We start from the raw sequence: 19,646 nt of genomic DNA on the forward strand, positions 1-19,646 counted from the left end.
CACCGAGCTACAGGTACAGCCCCGTGCCGTGTTCGGTCCGCTCGGTCGCCACGGCGTGGATGTCCCGCTCCCGCATGACCAGGTGCCCCTCACCCTGGATCTCGACCTCGTGCTGGTCCTCCGGGTTGAACAGCACGCGGTCGCCGGTCTTGACGTTCCGCACACTGTTGCCCACACCCAGTACATCACCCCACGCGAGCCGCCGCGCCACTTGCGCGGTGGCGGGGATGACGATGCCGCCGGTGCTCCGGCGCTCCCCGTCCTCGGGGGACAGCTTCACGAGCACCCTGTCCTGCAGCATCTGAATTTCGAGTTTCGGCCGGTCTGACACAGGTGAGACTCTACTTTCCCGGGTCCCCCGCCATGACCAGGCTCAGCGCGCTTTCTCCACCGTTTTCGAACCGCAACGGCACGCCCCAGTCCTGCCGGGTGATGCGGCACGCGGGGTGCTCGCCCCCGTCGTCACAGCTCGCGGCCTGCGCGACGACCTGCAGGACACCTCCGGTGACTCCCTCGGCGAAGCGGAGCTTGCGGAACAGGTCCGTGCCGACCCCCGCGCCCTCGGCGAGGAGTTCCGGCGGCGAGGCGCTGATTTCCAGCCGCGTCGACGGGCCGTATCGGTCGTCGAGCTTCTCGCCGGGCGGCGGGGTGAAGACGACGGAGAACTCCAGCTCGCCCGGCGCCAGCACGGTCGGCGGGCGGCGGACCGCGTGCGCGTCCCCGGCCACGGCCTGCTCGCCGAGCGGCACCGGCCCGATCCGGTTGCCCGCCGACTCGACGACCAGCAGTTCGCCGTCGTGCACCAGCAGGCCGGATGGCTCCGCGAGACCGGTCGCGAGCGTGGTCACCCGGCGGGTGAGCGGGTCGTAGCGGCGGACGGCGCCGTTGTAGGTGTCGGCGATCGCGATGGTCTCGCCGGGCAGCACGGCGAGGCCGAGCGGATGCTGCAGGAGCGCCTGATCGGCCGGGCCGTCGACGTGGCCGAAGGAGAACAGGTCGACGCCGACCGCGGTGTGCACGGTGAACGTCTCGCCCTCGGGCTGGATCCAGCGCAGCGCCGACGTCTCGGCGTCCGCGAGCCACAGGCGTCGTCCGTCGGGCGTGAGACCCGATGTCTGCGCGAAGAACGCTTCGTGGACGTCGCCGTCTCGCAGGCCTTCGACCGTTGTGCCGGCGAAGCGGCGGATGGTGCCCGAGACCGGCTCGAACACGCTCAGCGTGTGGTTGCCCGCCATGGCGACCACGACGCCGCCCGCGGGACCCCACCAGGCGACGTCCCAGGGGCTCGTGAGGTCGATGTCGAGCGCCTTGCCGGTGTCGACGCCGTCGCGCCACTGGCGGCCGGTGCCGGCGACCGTGGAGACCTCGCCGGTGATCAGGTCGATGCCGCGCAGCCGGTGACCGGCGGTGTCGGCGACGACGGCGTGGTAGCCCGCGCGCTCCGCGACCTCGTACGGCAACAGGGTGATCCCGGACGGCTCGGTGAAGCTCGCCAGGTCGAACGGCCCGTCCTGCGCGCCGCGGGCGCCGCTGCCGAAGCGGCGGATGATCGTCTCGCCGTCGGACGCGAACTCGACGATGGAGTGGTTGCCGGTGTCGGCGACCAGGATCCGGCCTTCGGCGGTGGTGACGGCCTTGCTCGGGAACCGCAGTTCGGCTCGCTGCTCCTCGGCCGGGACGTACGGGCTGCCGCCGCGGCGGAGCGTGCCCTTGGCCTCGTGGGTCGCGACGAGGTCGGCGATCACCCGGCGCAGTGCCTCGGCGTGCCCCTCACCCGCGGCGACGTGGACGACGTACCCCTCGGGGTCGACGACGACCAGCGTCGGCCACGCCTTGACCGCGTACTGCGACCAGGTGGTCATCTTCGGGTCGTTGAGGACAGGGTGGTGCACCTCGTACCGCCGCACGGCCGCCTCGATCGCGGCCGCCTCGCCCTCGTGCAGGAACTTGGGCGAATGCACGCCGATGGTCACCAGGACGTCGGCGAACTCGGCCTCCAGCGGGCGCAGCTCGTCGAGCACGTGCAGGCAGTTGACGCAGCCGCTGGTCCAGAAGTCCAGCAGGACGATACGGCCGCGCAACCCGGCGAGCGTGAGCCGCTCGCCGCCGGTGTTGAGCCACCCGTCACCGGCGAGCTCGGGCGCCCGCACGCGGGACTGCGTTCGTGGAGAAGTCACGCCAAGAGTGAACTACACGTGTCGCCGCTCTGTTCCGACGTCCAGGCGTTGAGAGGGCGAGCTCACCCCGGGGGAGGAGCCTCATGTGGGTGATGAGGGGCCTTCTCCCAGACCGACACGTGCCCGGTGCTCGCGGCGGTGAGTTCCGAACGGTCCCAATCCGCCCAGCGGTGCTTCGGGCGCATCCCGGCGATGCGTGCCATGAGGTCCAGCTCGGCGGGCCAGACGTAGCGGAACGGGATGCGGCGGAACCGCCCCGTCCCGTCCGGTGACACGGTCACGTGGTTCGACGTGAACCGCTGCGTGACCACGTCGTACTGGTCGAACCCGACGTAGCCGGCGTCGTGGTCCATCGCGAACGGGACGACGTCCTGCCCCGGTGGCATGCGGCGCAGGTCCGGCAGGCCCACCTCGACGACGAACAGCCCGCCCGGCCGCAGATGCGCCGCCGCGTTGCGGAAGACGTCGACCTGGCCGTCCTGGGCGGTCACGTTGCCGATCGTGTTGAACACCAGGTAGACCAGCGAAAACTCGCCTGCCACCCGCGTGCTCGTCATGTCGCCGATCGTGACTTCGACCGCTTCGCCGCCCGGCTTGTCCGCGATCCGCGCCGCCATCGCCCGGCTCAGCTCGATGCCGCTGACAGGCACTCCGCGCGCGGCCAGCGGCGCGGCGATCCGCCCGGTCCCGACGGCGAACTCGAGCACCGGGCCGTCGGCCAGGTCTTCGAGGATGTCCACGACGGACGTCACCAGTTCCGGCGCGTTCGCACCGCCCGGGTCGTCGTAGTCCGTGGCCACGCTCTCGGGGAACCAGCCGTCCGCCGGGTCGTCTTCGAAGCTCACGATCGCGGACGTTACCGCCGGGCCCGGGCGCTTCTCATCCCGTTTTCGCGGTGGCGCTCAACCGGCGTTAAAAGAGAAGGCGCCTTCGCGTTGTGCAATTTAGGCTCGAACACATGTCCACTGTTGAGCACGCCTTCACCATCGAGGAGGCACACGACCTCCAGGCGAGCTTGGCCGAACCCGTGCGTCCCGGGTTGAGCGAGGCCGAGCTCGACGACGTCGAAGCACGCTTCGGCTTCCGGTTCGCCGCCGACCACCGGACCTTCCTGTCCGCCGGGGTGCCGATCGGCGACCGCTGGCCGGACTGGCGCTGCGGCAACCCCGACCAGCTGCGGAAACGGCTGGATTGGCCGGTCGACGGGGTGCTTTACGACGTCGAACACAACGGTTTCTGGCTGCCGGACTGGGGCCTGCGCCCGATCGACCTCGCCGACGCGCTTTCGCGGGCCCGCTCACAGCTGGCGCTCGCGCCTCAGCTGGTTCCCGTCTGCGGACATCGGTATCTGCCCGGGATCGCCGGGAGCTCGGGATATCCGGTGCTTTCGGTGTACCAGACCGACATCGTCTATTACGGCTACGACCTGCGCGGCTACCTGCGGCACGACTTCTGCGACGAGCCGCTCGGCCCGCCACCGGCAGGCGGGCCGCGGCAGGTCGGGTTCTGGTCGCGGTTCGTGGAATGAACGGACCGTTCATGCCTTGAGTTCGCGGTTCGGTGCCACTACATATGGCCGATTTGCGCATCGGGCGTCACCAAATGCGCCCCCGGCGAGAGCAAAGGTCCCTTGCTCTTTTCGCGATCCGGGAAAGTGGTGGTAAGGGTCAGGATTCGGCGGCGGCCTTCAGCCGGGCCAGCGTCGCGGCGATGTTCGCCCGGTTGGCGTCGTCCCGCTTCCAGATCCCGGTGAACAGCGACGTCGGCCCGCGCAGCCAGCCCGGCCGCCGGTCCCACGTGCTCTCCACGGCCACACACCCGTCACCGGACGCCTCGATGTCGTACTGCCAGCGCGCGACGGGCAACCCGGCGACCGTGGTCACCTCGAACGCGAACCGCCTGCCCTCGTCGGCGTCGGTGATCGTCGAAAGGGTGCTCCAGCGCCGGATCCCGTTGCGGTTGCGGCCGCGGAACTTGGCGCCGACAGCGGGGCTCTTCGCGGCGCCGACCCAGCGGTGCCCCTCGTACTCCTCGGCCATGCCCGCGAGCTCTCCCGGGTCGCTGACCAGGGCGTACACCTTCTCGGGCGGGGCGGCGATCGCGATCTTACCGGTGGCGCTGGGCTGAGTCATGGCATACCTCCGTACTGAGGGTATGTGAAATACCCCTAGTTGTCCCGCCGGAGCATGCGGCTTATCCCGGCCGCCACCGTCGTCGCCAGCACCCAGCCCGACGCGGTGAACCCGGCCGCCACCCAGTTGTCCATGCCGTGCATGTACCAGCGCGACTTGTTGCCGAAGTCGACGATCGGGACCAGGAGGTCGATCGTGTACAGCACCGGGTTCCACTGCAGGCCGGTGTCGTCCTGGTTGACCAGGCACCGCGGCCCGCTCACCGTGAGGTTCGGGTTGGTGACGCAGTCGTCGACACCGAGCCCGAACCACAGGCTGCCCAGCACGAGCAAGGTCAGCAGCCAGCCGAGCGCGCGCACCGGACGGAACCCGTAGCCGACCATCGACCGCTGCAACCAGCTCCACACGTGCACGCCGGGCCCGAAGAACTTGAAGCCCTTCGCGAGCGCCACGTACCGGAATTGCTGTTTCTTCAGCAGCACCGTGGACGCGTGCTCTTCATTACCGGACGCGCGCAGCGTCGCAGCCAGCTGGTCGTAAGGTCCCGGGCGATAGCCGTCCATCGCCTTGCGCAGCAACACGATCCGATGGTCGATCGCCCGGTCGTCGTCGAGCGCGATGTCCTCTTGCAGCGCGTCGTACCGGAAATCCTCCAGCTCGATCCCCGTCGTCGACGCCCAGAACGCCTCGTTGTCGCCCAGCGTCCCGCAATGCGCGCGCCGCAGGACGATCCGGCCGTCCGGGGGACCGGCGGGTGTGAGCAGGAATTCGTCGGCCGTGACGTCGCTGCCGTCGAGCGCGATCCCGTGCTGCGGCAAGGAACCGAGCCGTGCGCCGCGGAAGTCGACGCGCCGCGCGACCTGGGCGCCGTCGAGGTTGACCCCGCCTTGGGCGACGAATGGCCGTTCCTTGTTCTCGGTGAGGATCAGGTCCCGGCCGATCCGCGCGGTGCGGACGTCCAGCGAGTAGCTGGTGCGCGTGCGCGTGCCGGGCTCGGTCAGGCTCGTGCCGAAGAGGTTCACGCTGCCGCCGACCTCGGCGCCCTGCAATCGCAGGGTGCCTTGGACGGTCGCGTCGGTGAGCTGGAAGTTGCCCGCGATCTTCGCGCGCCGCGCGGAAAAGACGTCGCGGCGCGGGTGCAGGAACATCGAGTTCCACGCGAGCACGTTGCCGCCGACGGTGATGTCGGCCATGCGCAACTGCCCGGACGGCACCCGCAGGCTCGTCGCCTCCAGGTCGCCGCCGATCGTCGTCCCGTCGAGATGGATCGCGCGGTCGTAGTAGGGAATGCTCTGCCCGCGGGCGACCTGGACCTCGGCGCCCGCCAGCCGCAGCGAACCGCCGATCTGGGCGTTGACCATCCGCAGCGTCCCGGTCGCCTGCATGCCGTCGCACAGTTCGAGGTTCCCGTTGACCGTCGAACGATCAGCGACGAGCGCCGGCCGCGGGTCGATGTACGGATCGTTCGATTTCCACGCGTCGACGACGATCGGCCCGGCCTGGTTCACCGACAGCTTGGCCTCGCGGAAAATGACGTCACTGTCCACAGTGGCGCTCGGCAGGAACATGATCCCGCTGGCGGAGAAGCGTTTCCGTTGTGAGGCGGGCCCGTAGTTGTCCACTTCGCACAGCAGGCTGCCGCCGATGTGGATCCCGTTCCCGTTGAGCGCGAAGCCGTCCCGGTTGTTCAGCGTCGCGCCGGAGAAGTTGACGTTACCGCCGGCCCGCATCCCCGGGATGCGGACTTCTCCGTTGGCCACCAGCCGATACGCCAGCAGCGCGCCGACGATGTTGACCCGGTCGGCCTGGATCGCCTTGCCGCGCGGATGGGTGATCACCGTGCGGGTCAGCACGACCGAGCCCTCGATGACCGCGTCGGTGAGGTTGACCGCCGCGTTCGGCATCCCGCGCTCGCGATCGTCGCCGCGCTGGACCGTGGTCTCCTCGATCTCGTGCTCGCCGTCGACGTGCACGACGCTGCGGATGAGGCGGACGTCGTTGCGGGTGCGGAGGTTGCGCGCCTTGAGCCCGGGCAGCCAGCACTTGCGGAACACGAGCCCGAGCAGATGCGCCTCGCGGACGTCCGGCGGATGCTCGAACCGGCACCGCTCGAACCGGAACAGATACTTGATGTCGGCCGCGCGCAGATCGAGCGTGCCGGTGATGTAGGCGTCCTCGACCTGCACGATCGGCGCGTTGGTCGCCTGGCGGCGCCACCGCAGCAGCCCGGTCGTCCCCGGCTTCATCAACTCCGACGCCGGGACCTCGTACCGCTTGTCGGGATTCGGGTCGAACGGGTCGAGGGGCGGCAAGGACGCGTCGCCGTTCGTTTCGCCTTCCCCCGGATCGCGCGGCCCGTTGTTGCGCCGAAAGCCCGGCATCGTCTCGCTTCCCTCCCCCGTCGTTCCCCGGCCACCAGCGAAGCCGATCACCCACGGGATCCGCAAGTGGCCCGGGGCGGCAGACCGGAACCTGCCACCGGACCGCGACCACCTCGGGTTCCGGACCAGGACGTTCACGTCCGCTTCGGTGATCTTGACCGAACTCGCCGCCTGGGCGCCTGACCGCTGCTGCGGTCACGCAGCGGAATCGGATGTGGACTACGGGTAGGCAGCACCCTTCGCGGCCCGTGCGGGGAGGCACGAACCGAGGCGATCGACCCAGCGACCACGTTCTTTTCCCGGCCCCTCCGGAATTGCGACAAAGCAACTCAAGAGCGAGTAAGCCGTCGACGCCCCGTTTCCGAGAAACAGGTAACGCAGTGTTTCTTTTCCGGAATGGCGTCTTCGGCGCGCGTCCTTCTCACTTCTCCTCAAGACCGCCGCGCTGGATGATCCAGCACCCCGAAAGTCTCAAGGACGTGCGTGCACGCCACTACGCCGTTCGGTCGATCCACCGGCGCCCTGGGTAGTACAAAAGGGCTACCAAGGACGAAGTGCACCCGATCAGGCAGGGCGGTCCTACCTTTCGATGGTGATCTTCGGCGAAAGGGCTGATCAGCGATCTTCCTGCTGCTATCGTCACCGGTCGGAGTCAGTAGTGAACTACGGGTAGGCCGTGCCCCATCGCGGCCCGTGCGGGGAGGCACGACATGACAGGACCGGGAAGCGGCCTTCAGGGGATCTACAACCAGCTGAACACGACGCCGCCGCAGGCACCGCCCCCGGGCTCGGGGTTGATCCAGGGGGCCACCTCGGCACCGCCCCCGCCGGGGCCGCCGCCGAACTACGGCGAACTGGGCAAGGGGCAGGCGAAGGCCGACTTCGCGGCGGCCTCGGCGAACGGTGGCTGGGAGTTCGACCCCGAAGCCATGGACAAAGTGATCAAGTCTCTTGAGGCCTGCATCGACAAGGACTTCAGCCGCGCCCAGAACGAGGCCACCTGGTTGAATCAGATCAAGCCGCCCGGCACCGAAGTCGGCAGTGAGGGATACGCGGCTGCCGCAAACTCCTCCGGAGCGGCTTACCAGGCATTCCTGCAAGGCGCCCGGGAATACACGTGGTCCTATCTCGAGACGCTGATAGCGATCCGCAAGGCTTACCAAGAGCAAGACCAAGCAGCACTGGACGCACTCCGCCAGATTGGAAAGACCGCCTGATGCGACACACAGCCAAGTTCGCGACCGTCGCGATCGTGAGCACGCTGGCCTTGTGCGCCGGTTGCAGTGATCAGAAGAACGGAAATCCCGTTCCGACGGAGAAACCCGCCTCGTCGTCGGCGGCCCTCCCGTCTGATGGAGCTCCCGCGGTCTCGGACCCGATCACCAACACCTCGGCGGTCGAGAGCGACCCTTGCAGTGCCGTGCCCGTCGCGCAGATCGAGACGATCGGCGGAAAGACCGACGGCTCGCGACTCGACCCGATGAGCGCGGGAAACAGTTGCACCTGGTCGTTCGCGGACGGCCCCAGCAACGTCAACGCAGGGCTGGTCACCGGCAACAAGGAGGGCCTGAGCTCTCTGTACTCGCAACACGCGACGGGCGGGCTGACCACCTTCAAACCGGTGGACCCTGTCGGCGGATATCCCGCCGTGGTCTACGCCAACGGTGGCGAAGGGCAAGGTACCTGCACTCTGGCTGTGGGCGTTCGCAACGACCTCGTCTACACCGTGATTCCCCGTCTGGTCACCAACCATCCGTCGTTCTCCGACCCGTGCGGTATGGCGACGAAGGTCGCGGCTGCGGCGATCAAGCATCTCAAGGGGGCGTAGCCGATGACCTACAGCGGTTGGGAGATCTTCACCAAGCTCAACGCCAATCCCGCGACGACGGAGACCCTCGACAGGGCCCAGGTGTCATCCCACAAGCTGCTGGTGATCCACGGGGACATCAGCACCGCGATGGAGAACAGCCAGACCGCGCTCAGTTCGTTCTGGAAGGGCAAAGCCGCCGACAGCGGAGCAGCAGGTCTCGCCCCGCTCATCGCGACCTCCAAGATCGCGGGCGAGAACATGGACCGCGCCCGTCAGTCGATGTACGACCAGAACGCCTCCTTCCACTACACGCGCGGAAACGTCCGCCCGGTCGAGAAGGAGCGCGCGGGGGACAGCGGGCCCGAGGACATCCTGTCCATCGGCGCGAGTGACGACGAGATCGCGGCCGCGAAGTTCGATTCGGACACCAAGCACAACGTCGAGATCTACGAGCCGTACTACCAGAGCACCCAGCCGCGGCAGCAGTCGCTCGCGCCGGCCTACCCGGCCGCGCACGATCCGAACGTCTCGTCGGGGCCGATCACGGCGGATCCGATCGATCCCGGGACGAAGGTCAGCGGGTTCAGCGGCGGGCACGGCGACTCCGGCGGGCGGCACGGTGGGCCCGGTGGCTACACCGGCGGGCCGAGTTCGTACACGGCGCCTCCGGGGGCCGAGGGCTACCAGGCGCCGCGACCGCCGCAAATGCCGCCGCAGCCGCCGAGGATGCCGCAACCCCCGCAGCAACCGGTCCGGCGACCGAATGACGGGACCGATCTCTCCTCGGTGAAGACCCCGCCCGGGATGCGGCCGGGCGACTTCCGGCCGCCCGCGTTCGGCCCCGGAAGCGGCGGCCCCGGAGGGGGTCCGGGTGGCGGAGGCGGCGGTGGATTCGGCCCGGGTACGGGCGGGTTCAGCGGCGGATTCGGGCCTGGTGGCGGCTTCGGGCCGGGTGGGTCGACGGGCGGGCCGGGCAACAGCATGGGACCCGGTCGCGGCGTCGGCGCCGGCGGGATGACCGGCGAGGGCGCGATGCGCGGTCCCGGTGGGACGCCGGCAGGCGGTGCGGCGGCGGGACGTCCCGGCTCGCCCGGCATGGGTGGCGGCGGCATGGGCGGAGGCAAAGGCGGCAAGGGTGGCGAGGACGAGGAGCACAAGCGCAAGATCCTGCTCCAGGAAGAGGACGGCGACTCGATTTTCGGCGGCTACGACGGCGACAAGCCGGTTCCGCCGGTGATCGGCGCGTGACGTGCTCCAGAAACCCGTCGAACTGACGCTCCAGACCTACGAAACCCTTCTGGACCACCATAATCTCGGCGACATCCACCCGACGCTCGTCCGGGGCGCGCAGTGGTACCTGCCCGAGGAACGTCGCGCGCTGGCCGCCACCGCTCAGTCCGAATTGGACAGACAAGGACTGCTCAGGCGCGGCCGGATCGACGACGAATTCCTCGACACCCTGCGCTTTCTGCAGCGGCCGGCGGTCGAGTACTACTCGTGGGTGAAGTCGGAGGGGCGCGAGCGGACCGTTCGCGCCGCGGGCAGTGGCCGCGAGGCGCTCACTGTCGTCCTGGTCGACCAGGTCGTCTACCTGAAGCCGACCCGGCCGGACACGCTCCCGCAGGATTTCACCGGTCTGCTCCCCGAGGCTCCCGGCGCGCGCACGCCGTCGTTGAACTGCTCGGAAGCCGACCTGCAAATCCTCATGAAGGGCGAAATGCTGACGGGCGCCGGCCCCAGCATCCGTGACGCCAAGAAGGTCCTCCAGTGGATCCGGTCGCCGCACACCTTCTTCGGCAGGCTGTACGTCGCCATCCGTGACGGCGGCGGCAACCGGAAACGCGTCGAGCGGCCGCCGGGCTGGATGGACACCGAGCAGGGCCGCGTCGTGTTCGGCCCGGACGCCAAGGGCTGGGTGAGCCTCATGGGCGCCGGGCCGCACGAAATCGCTTCGAAGGTGGTCCAGCTGGAGTCGCAGCTCCGGGGACGTTAGTCCTGGTGGTTCGGGTTGAGCACCCGTGAGAGGAACGTCTTCGTGCGTTCCTCTTGCGGGTCGCCGATGACCTGGTCCGGCGCGCCCTGTTCGACGACGACGCCGCCGTCCATGAACAGCACGATGTCGGCCACCTCGCGGGCGAACTGCATCTCGTGCGTGACGACGAGCATCGTCATGCCCTCCTGCGCGAGCTGCCGCATGACCGCGAGCACGTCACCGACGAGTTCCGGGTCGAGCGCCGACGTCGGTTCGTCGAACAGCATGACGTCCGGGTTCATCGACAGCGCCCTGGCGATCGCGACACGCTGCTGCTGTCCACCGGACAGCTGTGTCGGCAGCGAAGACTCCTTCTCCGCAAGGCCGACCTTCGCGAGGTTCTCCCGCGCGATGCGCTCAGCCTCGTCCTTGTCGCGCTTGAGCACCTTGCGCTGCGCGACGGTGAGGTTGTCGAGCACGCTCAGGTGCGAGAAGAGGTTGAACGACTGGAAGACCATGCCGATCTTCGTGCGGGCGCCGTCGATGTCGACGTCCGGGTCGGTGATCTCGCTGCCGTTGACGACGATCTTGCCCTGCTGCGGTTCTTCGAGGAGGTTGACGCAGCGCAGCAGCGTCGACTTGCCCGAACCCGACGGACCGATGATGCAGACGACCTGGCCGCGCTGGACCTCCAGGTCGATGCCCTTGAGCACTTCGAGTTCGCCGAACGCCTTGTGGAGTCCCGAAACCTCGACGATCGTCTGGGTGCTCATACCGTTCCTCCGCCGGGCACTCCGGCCCCGTATTTCTTCTCTAGCCGCTGCTGCAGGATCGACAGCGGGATGGTGATGACCAGGTAGCAGAGACCGGCGACGACGATCGGCGTCAGGCCCTTGGCCTCCAGCAGCGCCTGACGGCTGAACTGCGCCAGTTCCTGCTGCGCGGGTGTGGTGCCGAGCAGGAACGCCAGCGAAGAATCCTTCGTCAGCATGATCAGTTCGTTGGCCAGCGGCGGCAGGATGATCCGGAACGCCTGCGGGATCACGACGGTGATCATCGTGCGGGCGGGCGACATGCCGAGCGAACGCGCGGCCTCGATCTGCCCGCGCGGCACCGCCTGGATGCCGGCGCGGATGGTCTCCGCCATGTAGGCCGAGGACACGATGCCCAGCGCCAGCATGATCGCGACGTTGCGCGGCAGCTGGGTGTTGAACGCCGTGGGCACGCCGATGCCGACGGCGAGGAAGATCAGCAGCGCGGGCAGGCCGCGGAAGAACTCGATGTACCCGCGCGCGAACCAGCGGTACGGGCCGACCGAGGACAGTCTCATCAGGGCGAGCAGGAGGCCCAGCCCCAGGCCGAGCGCGAAGCCCAGCGCGGTGAAGATGACGGTGTTCTTCAGCGCGACCGTGATCACGTCCGGGAACTGCTTGGCGGCGACGTCGAGATCGAAGAACGCCTTGCCGATCTTGCTCCAGTCGGCCAGCAGCGCGAGCACGATGACGATCACCAGCAGCAGGACGTATTGCCCGGTCCGGAACGCCGAACGTCGCTGGCGGCGGCTCAAAGCCATTTCTCTCCTCAAACAGGTGGCGACAAACCTGTGGCCGGTGCGCTGGGCACCGGCCACAAGGCGGCTTGACTAGTTCGTTGCGGATCCAGGCTGCCAGGTCGGCGCCTTGCCGAACCACTTCTCGTAGATCTTCGCGTAGGAACCGTCCGCCACGGACGCCTTGAGCACCTCGTTGATCTGGCCGAGGAGGGCGGTGCTGCCCTTCTTCACGCCGATTCCGTAGAACTCGTTGGTCTTGAATTCGGTGACGACCGTCGTGTCCGGGTTCGTCTTCGCGAAGTCGTAGAGCACGCCGTTGTCGTTGACGCCCGCGTCGACCGTGCCGTTCTTGACGGCCTGCTCCAGCAGCGCGAGGTCGTCGAAGGTGACGATCTCCGCGCCCTTGGCTTCCTTCTGCGTGTACTCGGCGCCGGTGGTGGCCGACTGGACACCGATCTTCTTGCCCGCGACGTTGGAGAGGTCCTTGATCGGCGAACCGGCCTTGACCAGCAGTGCCTGGGTCGCCTCGAAGTACGGGTCGGAGAAGTCGAACTTCTCCTTGCGCTTGTCGGTGATCGTCATCCCGGCGGCGGCGAGGTCGCACTGGCCGCTGTTCATCGCTTCGCCGGACTCGATGTTCTCGAAGGCGATGTCGACGATGCTCTGCTCGACACCCAGCTTCTTGCCGACCAGGTCGACCAGGTCGACGTCGAAGCCGACGATCTTGTCGCCCTGCTTGACCTGGAACGGCTGGTAGGGCAGGTGCGTGCAGGTGGTGACCTTGCCGGAAGCGACGAGCTGGACGCCACCGGCCGCGGTTCCGCCTTCCTCACCGCACGCGGACAGCGCGCCCGCGGCTAGGGCGAGCGCCGGAATCAGGGCGAGCGCTTTGAATCGGGCCACGTCGTCACTCCTTGTAGTTCCCATGTGTCGAGAGCACGCATATTGCCACTCATCCGGCGGCAAGCACAGCACTACGACGTTACAGCGACGTTTCGGCCGTCACGGGCGTTGCATGAAGTATCGCGCCGACATGGCAGGGTGAGCGAGTATGGCGACCATGAACAACAACTCGGCGCCGCGGCTCCCACCTGCGGGCCGCCGCCCTCGCGTGACCACTTCGGCGAGGCGCGCGGCGAAACCGGGAGCGCAGTTCGACGGCTATCTTTCGCCGTCCAGGCCGCATGCGGGCGCGTACGACGAGATGTTCACCGCCGACGGCACCGTCCGCCAGCCGTACCGCGCGCTCTACGAATCGATTTCCGCGCTGACCTCGACGGACCTGACGTCCCGATCGGCGGCGATCGACCGGGCCATGGTGGATCAGGGAATCACGTTCTCGCTGTCCGGCCAGGAACGCCCGTTCCCGCTCGATCTCGTACCGAGGGTGATCACTTCGGCCGAATGGAGCAAACTCGAACGTGGTGTGGCCCAACGGGTCCGCGCGCTCGAAGCCTTCCTCGCCGACGTGTACGGCGATCGGCAGATCCTGCGCGAAGGCGTTCTCCCGCGACGGCTGATCACTTCGTGCGAGCATTTCCAGCGCGAGGCGTTCGGGATCAACCCGCCCAACGGCGTCCGCATCCACGTGTCCGGTGTGGACCTGGTGCGCGACGAAGAGGGCACGTTCCGGGTACTGGAGGACAATCTTCGCAACCCCTCGGGTGTTTCGTACGTGATGGAGAACCGCCGCACGATGGCGCGCGTGTTCCCGGACCTGTTCGCCCAGCACCGGGTGCGCCCGGTCGGCGACTACGCCTCACATCTGCTGCGCGCGCTGCGGGCGGCGGCCGCGGCGAACGTCGCCGATCCGATGGTCGTCGTGCTCACCCCCGGCGTGCACAACTCCGCGTACTTCGAGCATTCGCTGCTGGCCCGGCTGATGGGCGTCGAACTGGTCGAAGGCCGCGACATGTTCTGCCGGGACAACGTCGTCTACCTGCGCACCACCGAGGGCGAACGACAGGTCGACGTCATCTACCGGCGGATCGACGACGAGTTCCTCGATCCGGTGCACTACCGGCCGGACTCCGTGCTCGGCGTCGCCGGGGTCCTCAACGCGGCCCGCGCGGGCAACGTGGTGATCGCGAACGCGGTCGGCAACGGCGTCGGCGACGACAAACTCGTCTACACCTACGTGCCCGAGATGGTGAAGTACTACCTCGACGAGAAGCCGCTGCTGCCCAACGTGGACACCTTCCGGTGCTGGCTGCCGGACGAGTTCGACCACGTCATGCAGCATATGGACGAGCTGGTGATCAAACCGGTCGAGGGCTCCGGCGGCTACGGCATCGTGTTCGGGCCCGAGGCGACGCCTGCCGAGCTGACCGCGCTCAAACGCAAGGTCCGGGCGAACAAACGCGGCTGGATCGCGCAGCCCGTCGTCCAGCTCTCCACCGTCCCGTCCAAAGTGGACGAACGACTGGCGCCACGGCACGTCGACCTCCGGCCGTTCGCGGTCAACGACGGCAAGGACATCTTCGTCCTGCCGGGCGGGCTGACCAGGGTCGCGCTCCCGGAGGGCAGCCTGGTGGTCAACTCGTCGCAGGGCGGCGGTTCGAAGGACACGTGGGTGCTGGCACCACGATCCTCCACGGCGGAACGGGAGCTGGAGCGGCCCGCGCTCGGCGCACTGTCCCATGTAGACGGTCTGATCGCCGAACAGGGTCCCGAGCTGACCACCACCCAGCAGCAACAGCAACAACAGGCATAAGGGAGGTCACGTGCTAGCCCGTAACGCGGAATCGCTGTACTGGATCGGCCGGTACGTCGAACGTGCCGACGACACCTCCCGCATTCTCAACGTCTCCGTGCACCAACTGCTCGAAGACGCCAGCGTCGACCCGGACCACGCGAGCCGCCAGCTGCTCGCCGTCCTCGGCATCTCGCCGGAGGGCATGGACTCGCTCGACGTGTGGAAGCTGACGGAACTGGTCGCCTACGCCAAGGACAACCCGGCGTCGATCGTCGGTTCGATCAACTCCGCCCGCGAGAACACCCGCGGCGCCCGCGAGGTCGTCTCGACCGAGCTGTGGGAATGCCTGAACGCGACCTGGAACGCGGTACCGGACAGGCAGCGGTACGCGCGCCGTGCCGGGCCGCACGCCTTCCTTTCCTTCGTCGAGGAACGCGCGGCGATGTTCGCCGGGCTCGCCGATTCGACGATGAGCCGCGACGACGGCTGGCTGTTCATGGTGCTCGGCCGCTCGGTCGAACGCGCGGACATGGTAGTGCGCCTGCTGCTTTCGCGGGTCCAGGACAGCGCGTCCTCACCCGGCTGGATCACCGTGCTCCGCTCGGCGGGCGCGCAGGACACCTACCTGCGGACCTATCGCGGCGCGCTCGACGCGGCCCGGGTCGTGCAGTTCCTGATGCGGGACACGCTCTTCCCGCGATCGGTGTTCCACGCGCTGCGCCAAGCCGAGGAGTGCCTGGAGCGACTGGACCCCGGCGTCAACTCGCGGGCCAACGAGAAGTCCGAGGCGCTGCGGCAACTCGGCCGCGCCCGCAGTGAACTGGAGTTCCTGCGGCAGTCGGATCTGCTGGAGGACCTGCCGAAACGGCTCGTCACCCTGCAGACGTCGATCAAGGACATCGGCGACGCGGTTTCGGTGCAGTACTTCCATTCGTCGCCGTGGGTGGCCTGGAGCGGTGCGGAGGTTTCGCTGTGACCTGGCAGCTTCGGGTGGCTCACCGCACCGGATACCGGTACGCGACGCCGGCCACGCAGTCGTACAACGAGGCGCGGCTGACCCCGCGTTCGGACCGGCGGCAGACCACGGTCGTGAACCGCGTCGAGACGACACCGGCGACCCGTGCGTACCGGTACACCGATTACTGGGGCACCGTCGTGACCTCGTTCGACCTTCACGCGCCGCACACCGAGTTCACCGTGCTCGCGACGTCGGTGGTCGAGACCGCCGACGAAGGCGAGCCGATCCGGTCCGCGTCGTGGAAGGACCTGCGCGGCGACACCGTGGTCGACCACCGCACCGAGTACCTGACACCGACGCCGTACACGCCGCGCGATCCCGAGCTGACGAAGGTCGCGCGGGAACTGCGGAAGGGGCTCGACCCGGCGGAGGCCGTGCTGGCGGTCTGCGAATGGGTCAACCAGCAGCTCAAGTACCAGCCGGGAACCACCGGCGTGCACAGCACGGCGACCGACGCCTGGCAGGCGCGCGAAGGGGTTTGCCAGGACTTCGCCCATGTGACGCTGGTGATGCTGCGCGCGATCGGCGTCCCGGCGCGGTACGTCTCCGGCTACCTGCACACGAAACCGGAGGCGAAGCTCGGCGAGACGGTCGAAGGCGAAAGCCACGCCTGGGTCGACGTCTGGACCGGCGGCTGGTGGGCCTACGACCCGACGAACGCGATCCCGGTCGGACCGCGGCACGTCTGGGTCGCGTACGGCCGCGACTACGCGGACGTGCCGCCGCTCAAGGGCATCTTCACCGGCGGCGGTCAGTCCACTTTGGACGTCTCGGTGCAGCTGACCCGGCTGACCTAGGCCCGGCGCCGCAGCAACAGCCAGAGCAGGTACGCGCCGCCGAGGGCCGCCGCGACGACGCCCGCCGGGAGCAGCGAAGACTCCAGCAGCCGCTGGCCGAGGTAGTCGGCCGCGACGACCAGGGTCGCCCCGACGAAGGCCGACGCCACCAGGTTGGGTCCCGGCAGGCGCGTCATCCGGCGGGCCAGCTGCGGGGCGGCGAGGGCGATGAACGGGAGCGGCCCGGTCGCCGCGGTGGCGGCGGCGACCAGCGCGACGGCGACCAGCACCAGGGTCAGCCGCACGCGGGGGACGTCGACGCCGATGCCGGTCGCGGTGTCGTCGCCCATTTCCAGCATGCGCAGCGCGCGGCCGTTCGCGAACACGATCGGCACGAACACCGCCATCGCGATCGCCAGCGGCACGAAGAAGGTCCAGTCACGGCCGGAAAGGTCGCCGACCAGCCAGCCGACCGCCTGCGCGGCGGCTTCGAGGTTCGCCTTGACCAGCAGGTACGAGTTCACGCCCGCCAGCACCGCGCTGACCGCGATTCCGAGCAGCACCAGCCGTGAACTCAGGAGACCGTGCGGCGCGCACAACGCCATCACGAGCAGCGCCGTCAACAGGCCGCCCGCCAGCGCGCCGAGCGAGACGACACCGGGAGCGGAGCCGACGAACAGCAGGGCGAGGATCCCGCCGGTCGCCGAACCGGTGGTGAACCCGATGATGTCCGGGCTGCCCAGCGGATTCCGGGTGATCGTCTGGAAGATCGTCCCGGCCAGTGCCAGCGCGGCGCCGACGAGGATCGCGACCAGCACGCGCGGCAGCCGTCCCATGACGACCAGGTACTGCGCCTTCGTGCCCGAACCGGCCAGCGTCGTGAGCACTTCGCCGGGGCTCATCTCGTAGTCGCCCGTGCCGACCGAGAGCACTACGAGGGCCAGCGTCACCAAGGCCAGCGCGGCGACGACAACGGCGGATCGTCTGTCCAAACCGGACTCACGACGAACGGACGCGGTCATCGGCGCACCGCCTTCAGGCGGCGGGCCACGATCACGAACGCGATGCCTCCGACGACGTCGGTCATCACGCCGACCTGGATCTCGCCCGGCGAGCCGAGCAGACGGCCGAGGACGTCGCAGCCGAGCAGCAGCACCGGTCCGAGCAGCGCCGAAATCAGCATCACCCAGCGCTCGTCCTGGCCGATCAGGGACCGGACGACGTGCGGGATCGTCAGGCCGACGAAGGCGATCGGCCCGCAGGCCGCGGTCGCCGACGCCGACAGCAGCCCGACGGCGACCATCCCGGCGACGCGGACGAGCGCCGGATTCGCGCCGAGCCCGCGGGCGGTGTCCTCGCCCAGCGCCAGCGCGTTCAGCGCGCGGGCCAGCACGATCGCGATCACCACGCCCGCGACGAAGAACGGCAGCAGCACGGAAAGCTGGTCCAGGCTCCGGTTGACCAGCGAGCCGACCAGCCAGAACCGCATCGCCTGCAGGTTGTGCGTGTTGATCATCTGCATGCCCTGGTTGATCCCGACGAACACCGCCTGGACCGCGACGCCGGCCAGCACCAGCCTCAGCGGGCTCGTGACGCCCCGCGTCCCGCCGATCACCGAGACCAGCGCGGTTCCCGCAAGCGCTCCGGCGAAGGCGAACCAGACGTACTCGCCGGGCGAAGTCACCGAGAACAGCGTGGAACCGAGCACGATCGCGACGGCGGCGCCGTGGTTGATGCCGAGCAGACCGGGTTCCGCGACGGGGTTGCGGGTGATCGCCTGCATCAGCGAGCCCGCCAGCGCGAGCGCCATCCCGACCAGGACGCCGAGCACCGTGCGCGGCAGCCGGTCGTCACGGACGACGACGTCGTTGTAGCTGCCGTCGTACGCGAAGAGGGCGTGGAGGACTTCGCCGAGGGAGAGCTTGTTCGACCCGAAGCCGATCGAAAGCAGGATGACCGCGACGAGCGCGATGAGCGCCCCGGCCAGGACCAGCGTTCTCACGGAGACGCTGGCCCGGGGTGATCTGACGCGCTCCGTGACCTGGACCATGGCCTTCACAGTAAGCGAAGGCTAGCCTAACGACGAAATCCGGTTCGACGGCGAAAGAAGATCACCGATGCACCTCTCCCGACGCGGCTTCCTCGCCGGCACCGCGGCGCTCGGCGCCACCGGCCTCCTGACGGCCTGCGGCTACCAGGACGAAGCGCCCACGCAGGGAGCGGGCGCGACCTGGTCCTTCACCGACGACCGCGGCCGCAAACTCGAAGGCGAGCGGCCGACCCGGATCGTCGCGCAGGTGACCGCCGCGGCGGCGTTGTGGGACCTCGGCGTGAAGTCGGTCGGGATCTTCGGGCCGTCGAAGTTCGCCGACGGCAAGCCGGACCCGCAGGCGGGCGGCGTCGACCTGAACACGGTGACCTCGCTCGGGAACGTGTGGAACGAGTTCAACTTCGACAAGTTCGTCTCACTGAACCCGCAGCTGCTGATCAGCGTGATGTACCTCAAGGAACAGATGTGGTACGTCCCGGACACGCAGACGGAGAAGATTGACAAGGCCGCGCCGAGCGTCGGGATCCGGCTGCAGGACATCTCGATGCCCGAGGGGATCGCGAAGTTCATCTCGCTCGCGAAGGCGCTCGGCGCCGACACCGAGACTCCGGCGATCAAGGCGGCGAAGGAGGAATACGAGAAGGCCGACGCCGCGCTCGGCGAAGCGGCCAAGAAGGCTGCCGGGCTGAAGATCCTCCTGGTGTCCGCGCAGAAGGACGCCGTCTACGTCTCGAACGCGCCGAAGTTCGCGACCTCGAAGCACTACCAGAGCAAGGGGCTGAACTTCGTCACGCCGGAGGCGCCGGACGAGAGCCAGGGCGGCTACTACCAGCAGATCAGCTGGGAGAACATCGGCAAGTACCCCGCCGACGTGATCATGTACGACAACCGCGGCGGTTCACTTTCGCTCGGCCCGGACGGGCTCGGCGGCGTGCCGACCTGGGCCCAGCTGCCGGCGGTGAAGGCCGGGAAGCTGATCCCCTGGAACAACGAGACGCCGTTCTCGTATCAGCGCTTCACGCCGCAGCTGACCGAGCTGACCGCGGCGCTGAACAAGTTCGCGTGAGGCTGAAGGGGACTTTT

General features: G+C 68.5%; 19 protein-coding genes. 9 read left to right on the forward strand and 10 right to left on the reverse strand.

Annotation, left to right across the window (positions count from 1 at the left end; all coding sequences use genetic code 11):
• Positions 1–7 precede the first annotated feature (7 nt).
• From AB0N89_RS22405 to AB0N89_RS22415, 3 genes are all read right to left on the reverse strand, one after another.
• Positions 8–301 (reverse strand): co-chaperone GroES, encoded by a 294-nt coding sequence (locus AB0N89_RS22405; protein WP_364207426.1) that lies wholly within the window; start codon positions 299–301, stop codon positions 8–10.
• Positions 302–341: 40 nt separating this feature from the next.
• Positions 342–2,150 (reverse strand): NHL domain-containing thioredoxin family protein, encoded by a 1,809-nt coding sequence (locus AB0N89_RS22410; protein WP_364207428.1) that lies wholly within the window; start codon positions 2,148–2,150, stop codon positions 342–344.
• Between the two features lie 89 nt (positions 2,151–2,239).
• Complete coding sequence (locus AB0N89_RS22415) at positions 2,240–3,022, reverse strand: class I SAM-dependent methyltransferase (RefSeq protein WP_364207343.1); 783 nt, start codon at positions 3,020–3,022, stop codon at positions 2,240–2,242.
• 113 nt (positions 3,023–3,135) lie between these two features.
• Here AB0N89_RS22415 and AB0N89_RS22420 point away from each other — a divergent pair, with 113 nt between their 5' ends.
• Positions 3,136–3,705, forward strand: coding sequence for a hypothetical protein (locus AB0N89_RS22420; protein WP_364207345.1), 570 nt, complete (start codon positions 3,136–3,138; stop codon positions 3,703–3,705).
• Positions 3,706–3,844: 139 nt separating this feature from the next.
• Here the strand turns inward: AB0N89_RS22420 and AB0N89_RS22425 are convergent, their stop codons facing one another.
• Positions 3,845–4,309 carry an SRPBCC family protein gene (locus AB0N89_RS22425; RefSeq protein WP_364207347.1) on the reverse strand — a complete coding sequence of 155 codons (465 nt, stop codon included), beginning with the start codon at positions 4,307–4,309 and terminating at the stop codon, positions 3,845–3,847.
• A 35-nt stretch (positions 4,310–4,344) separates the two neighbouring features.
• Positions 4,345–6,690 (reverse strand): oxidoreductase, encoded by a 2,346-nt coding sequence (locus AB0N89_RS22430; RefSeq protein WP_364207349.1) that lies wholly within the window; start codon positions 6,688–6,690, stop codon positions 4,345–4,347.
• Positions 6,691–7,400: 710 nt separating this feature from the next.
• Here AB0N89_RS22430 and AB0N89_RS22435 point away from each other — a divergent pair.
• Genes AB0N89_RS22435 through AB0N89_RS22450 form a run of 4 tightly spaced genes read left to right on the forward strand, consistent with a single transcriptional unit; the run spans position 7,401 to position 10,493 of the window.
• Complete coding sequence (locus AB0N89_RS22435) at positions 7,401–7,907, forward strand: hypothetical protein (RefSeq protein WP_364207351.1); 507 nt, start codon at positions 7,401–7,403, stop codon at positions 7,905–7,907.
• A complete protein-coding gene (locus AB0N89_RS22440; protein ID WP_364207352.1) occupies positions 7,907–8,518 on the forward strand; it encodes a DUF3558 domain-containing protein in 612 nt (203 codons plus the stop codon). Before AB0N89_RS22435 ends, AB0N89_RS22440 begins: the two co-directional genes overlap by 1 nt.
• 3 nt (positions 8,519–8,521) lie before the next feature.
• Positions 8,522–9,748: a hypothetical protein gene (locus tag AB0N89_RS22445; protein ID WP_364207354.1), complete on the forward strand. Its 1,227-nt coding sequence runs from the start codon at positions 8,522–8,524 to the stop codon at positions 9,746–9,748.
• A 1-nt stretch (position 9,749) separates the two neighbouring features.
• Positions 9,750–10,493: an ESX secretion-associated protein EspG gene (locus tag AB0N89_RS22450; protein WP_364207356.1), complete on the forward strand. Its 744-nt coding sequence runs from the start codon at positions 9,750–9,752 to the stop codon at positions 10,491–10,493.
• On the opposite strand, the gene AB0N89_RS22455 is transcribed toward AB0N89_RS22450, so the two are convergent.
• The 3 genes from AB0N89_RS22455 to AB0N89_RS22465 all read right to left on the reverse strand — a co-directional run bounded on the left by AB0N89_RS22455 (position 10,490) and on the right by AB0N89_RS22465 (position 12,927).
• Positions 10,490–11,245 carry an amino acid ABC transporter ATP-binding protein gene (locus AB0N89_RS22455; RefSeq protein WP_364207358.1) on the reverse strand — a complete coding sequence of 252 codons (756 nt, stop codon included), beginning with the start codon at positions 11,243–11,245 and terminating at the stop codon, positions 10,490–10,492. The genes AB0N89_RS22450 and AB0N89_RS22455 overlap by 4 nt on opposite strands.
• Entirely contained in the window at positions 11,242–12,045 is an 804-nt protein-coding gene (locus AB0N89_RS22460) for an amino acid ABC transporter permease (protein ID WP_364207360.1), read from the reverse strand. Before AB0N89_RS22460 ends, AB0N89_RS22455 begins: the two co-directional genes overlap by 4 nt.
• A 69-nt stretch (positions 12,046–12,114) precedes the next feature.
• Positions 12,115–12,927 carry a basic amino acid ABC transporter substrate-binding protein gene (locus AB0N89_RS22465; RefSeq protein ID WP_364207362.1) on the reverse strand — a complete coding sequence of 271 codons (813 nt, stop codon included), beginning with the start codon at positions 12,925–12,927 and terminating at the stop codon, positions 12,115–12,117.
• A gap of 148 nt (positions 12,928–13,075) precedes the next feature.
• Here AB0N89_RS22465 and AB0N89_RS22470 point away from each other — a divergent pair, with 148 nt between their 5' ends.
• Genes AB0N89_RS22470 through AB0N89_RS22480 form a run of 3 tightly spaced genes read left to right on the forward strand, consistent with a single transcriptional unit; the run spans position 13,076 to position 16,534 of the window.
• Positions 13,076–14,737 carry a circularly permuted type 2 ATP-grasp protein gene (locus AB0N89_RS22470; protein WP_364207364.1) on the forward strand — a complete coding sequence of 554 codons (1,662 nt, stop codon included), beginning with the start codon at positions 13,076–13,078 and terminating at the stop codon, positions 14,735–14,737.
• 10 nt (positions 14,738–14,747) lie between these two features.
• Positions 14,748–15,695, forward strand: a complete 948-nt coding sequence (locus AB0N89_RS22475) for an alpha-E domain-containing protein (RefSeq protein ID WP_005160255.1) — start codon at positions 14,748–14,750, stop codon at positions 15,693–15,695.
• A complete protein-coding gene (locus AB0N89_RS22480) occupies positions 15,692–16,534 on the forward strand; it encodes a transglutaminase family protein (protein WP_364207367.1) in 843 nt (280 codons plus the stop codon). Before AB0N89_RS22475 ends, AB0N89_RS22480 begins: the two co-directional genes overlap by 4 nt.
• Here the strand turns inward: AB0N89_RS22480 and AB0N89_RS22485 are convergent.
• Positions 16,531–17,535: an iron chelate uptake ABC transporter family permease subunit gene (locus AB0N89_RS22485; protein WP_364207369.1), complete on the reverse strand. Its 1,005-nt coding sequence runs from the start codon at positions 17,533–17,535 to the stop codon at positions 16,531–16,533. The genes AB0N89_RS22480 and AB0N89_RS22485 overlap by 4 nt on opposite strands.
• Positions 17,532–18,515, reverse strand: a complete 984-nt coding sequence (locus AB0N89_RS22490; protein WP_364207371.1) for an iron ABC transporter permease — start codon at positions 18,513–18,515, stop codon at positions 17,532–17,534. Before AB0N89_RS22490 ends, AB0N89_RS22485 begins: the two co-directional genes overlap by 4 nt.
• 115 nt (positions 18,516–18,630) lie before the next feature.
• Here AB0N89_RS22490 and AB0N89_RS22495 point away from each other — a divergent pair, with 115 nt between their 5' ends.
• Positions 18,631–19,629, forward strand: a complete 999-nt coding sequence (locus tag AB0N89_RS22495) for an ABC transporter substrate-binding protein (RefSeq protein WP_364207373.1) — start codon at positions 18,631–18,633, stop codon at positions 19,627–19,629.
• Positions 19,630–19,646 lie beyond the last annotated feature (17 nt).

Origin of the sequence: Amycolatopsis sp. NPDC089917, assembly GCF_040684635.1 — a bacterium.
GTDB lineage: Bacteria > Actinomycetota > Actinomycetes > Mycobacteriales > Pseudonocardiaceae > Amycolatopsis.

What these genes read in the sequence shown, in the direction of transcription:
- AB0N89_RS22405 (WP_364207426.1), bottom strand. Translation starts at nt 301, where the DNA reads ATGCTGCAGGACAGGGTGCTCGTGAAGCTGTCCCCCGAGGACGGGGAG.
- AB0N89_RS22420 (WP_364207345.1), top strand. Translation starts at nt 3,136, where the DNA reads ATGTCCACTGTTGAGCACGCCTTCACCATCGAGGAGGCACACGACCTC.
- AB0N89_RS22425 (WP_364207347.1), bottom strand. Translation starts at nt 4,309, where the DNA reads ATGACTCAGCCCAGCGCCACCGGTAAGATCGCGATCGCCGCCCCGCCC.
- AB0N89_RS22430 (WP_364207349.1), bottom strand. Translation starts at nt 6,690, where the DNA reads ATGCCGGGCTTTCGGCGCAACAACGGGCCGCGCGATCCGGGGGAAGGC.
- AB0N89_RS22435 (WP_364207351.1), top strand. Translation starts at nt 7,401, where the DNA reads ATGACAGGACCGGGAAGCGGCCTTCAGGGGATCTACAACCAGCTGAAC.
- AB0N89_RS22440 (WP_364207352.1), top strand. Translation starts at nt 7,907, where the DNA reads ATGCGACACACAGCCAAGTTCGCGACCGTCGCGATCGTGAGCACGCTG.
- AB0N89_RS22445 (WP_364207354.1), top strand. Translation starts at nt 8,522, where the DNA reads ATGACCTACAGCGGTTGGGAGATCTTCACCAAGCTCAACGCCAATCCC.
- AB0N89_RS22455 (WP_364207358.1), bottom strand. Translation starts at nt 11,245, where the DNA reads ATGAGCACCCAGACGATCGTCGAGGTTTCGGGACTCCACAAGGCGTTC.
- AB0N89_RS22460 (WP_364207360.1), bottom strand. Translation starts at nt 12,045, where the DNA reads ATGGCTTTGAGCCGCCGCCAGCGACGTTCGGCGTTCCGGACCGGGCAA.
- AB0N89_RS22470 (WP_364207364.1), top strand. Translation starts at nt 13,076, where the DNA reads ATGGCGACCATGAACAACAACTCGGCGCCGCGGCTCCCACCTGCGGGC.
- AB0N89_RS22485 (WP_364207369.1), bottom strand. Translation starts at nt 17,535, where the DNA reads ATGACCGCGTCCGTTCGTCGTGAGTCCGGTTTGGACAGACGATCCGCC.
- AB0N89_RS22495 (WP_364207373.1), top strand. Translation starts at nt 18,631, where the DNA reads ATGCACCTCTCCCGACGCGGCTTCCTCGCCGGCACCGCGGCGCTCGGC.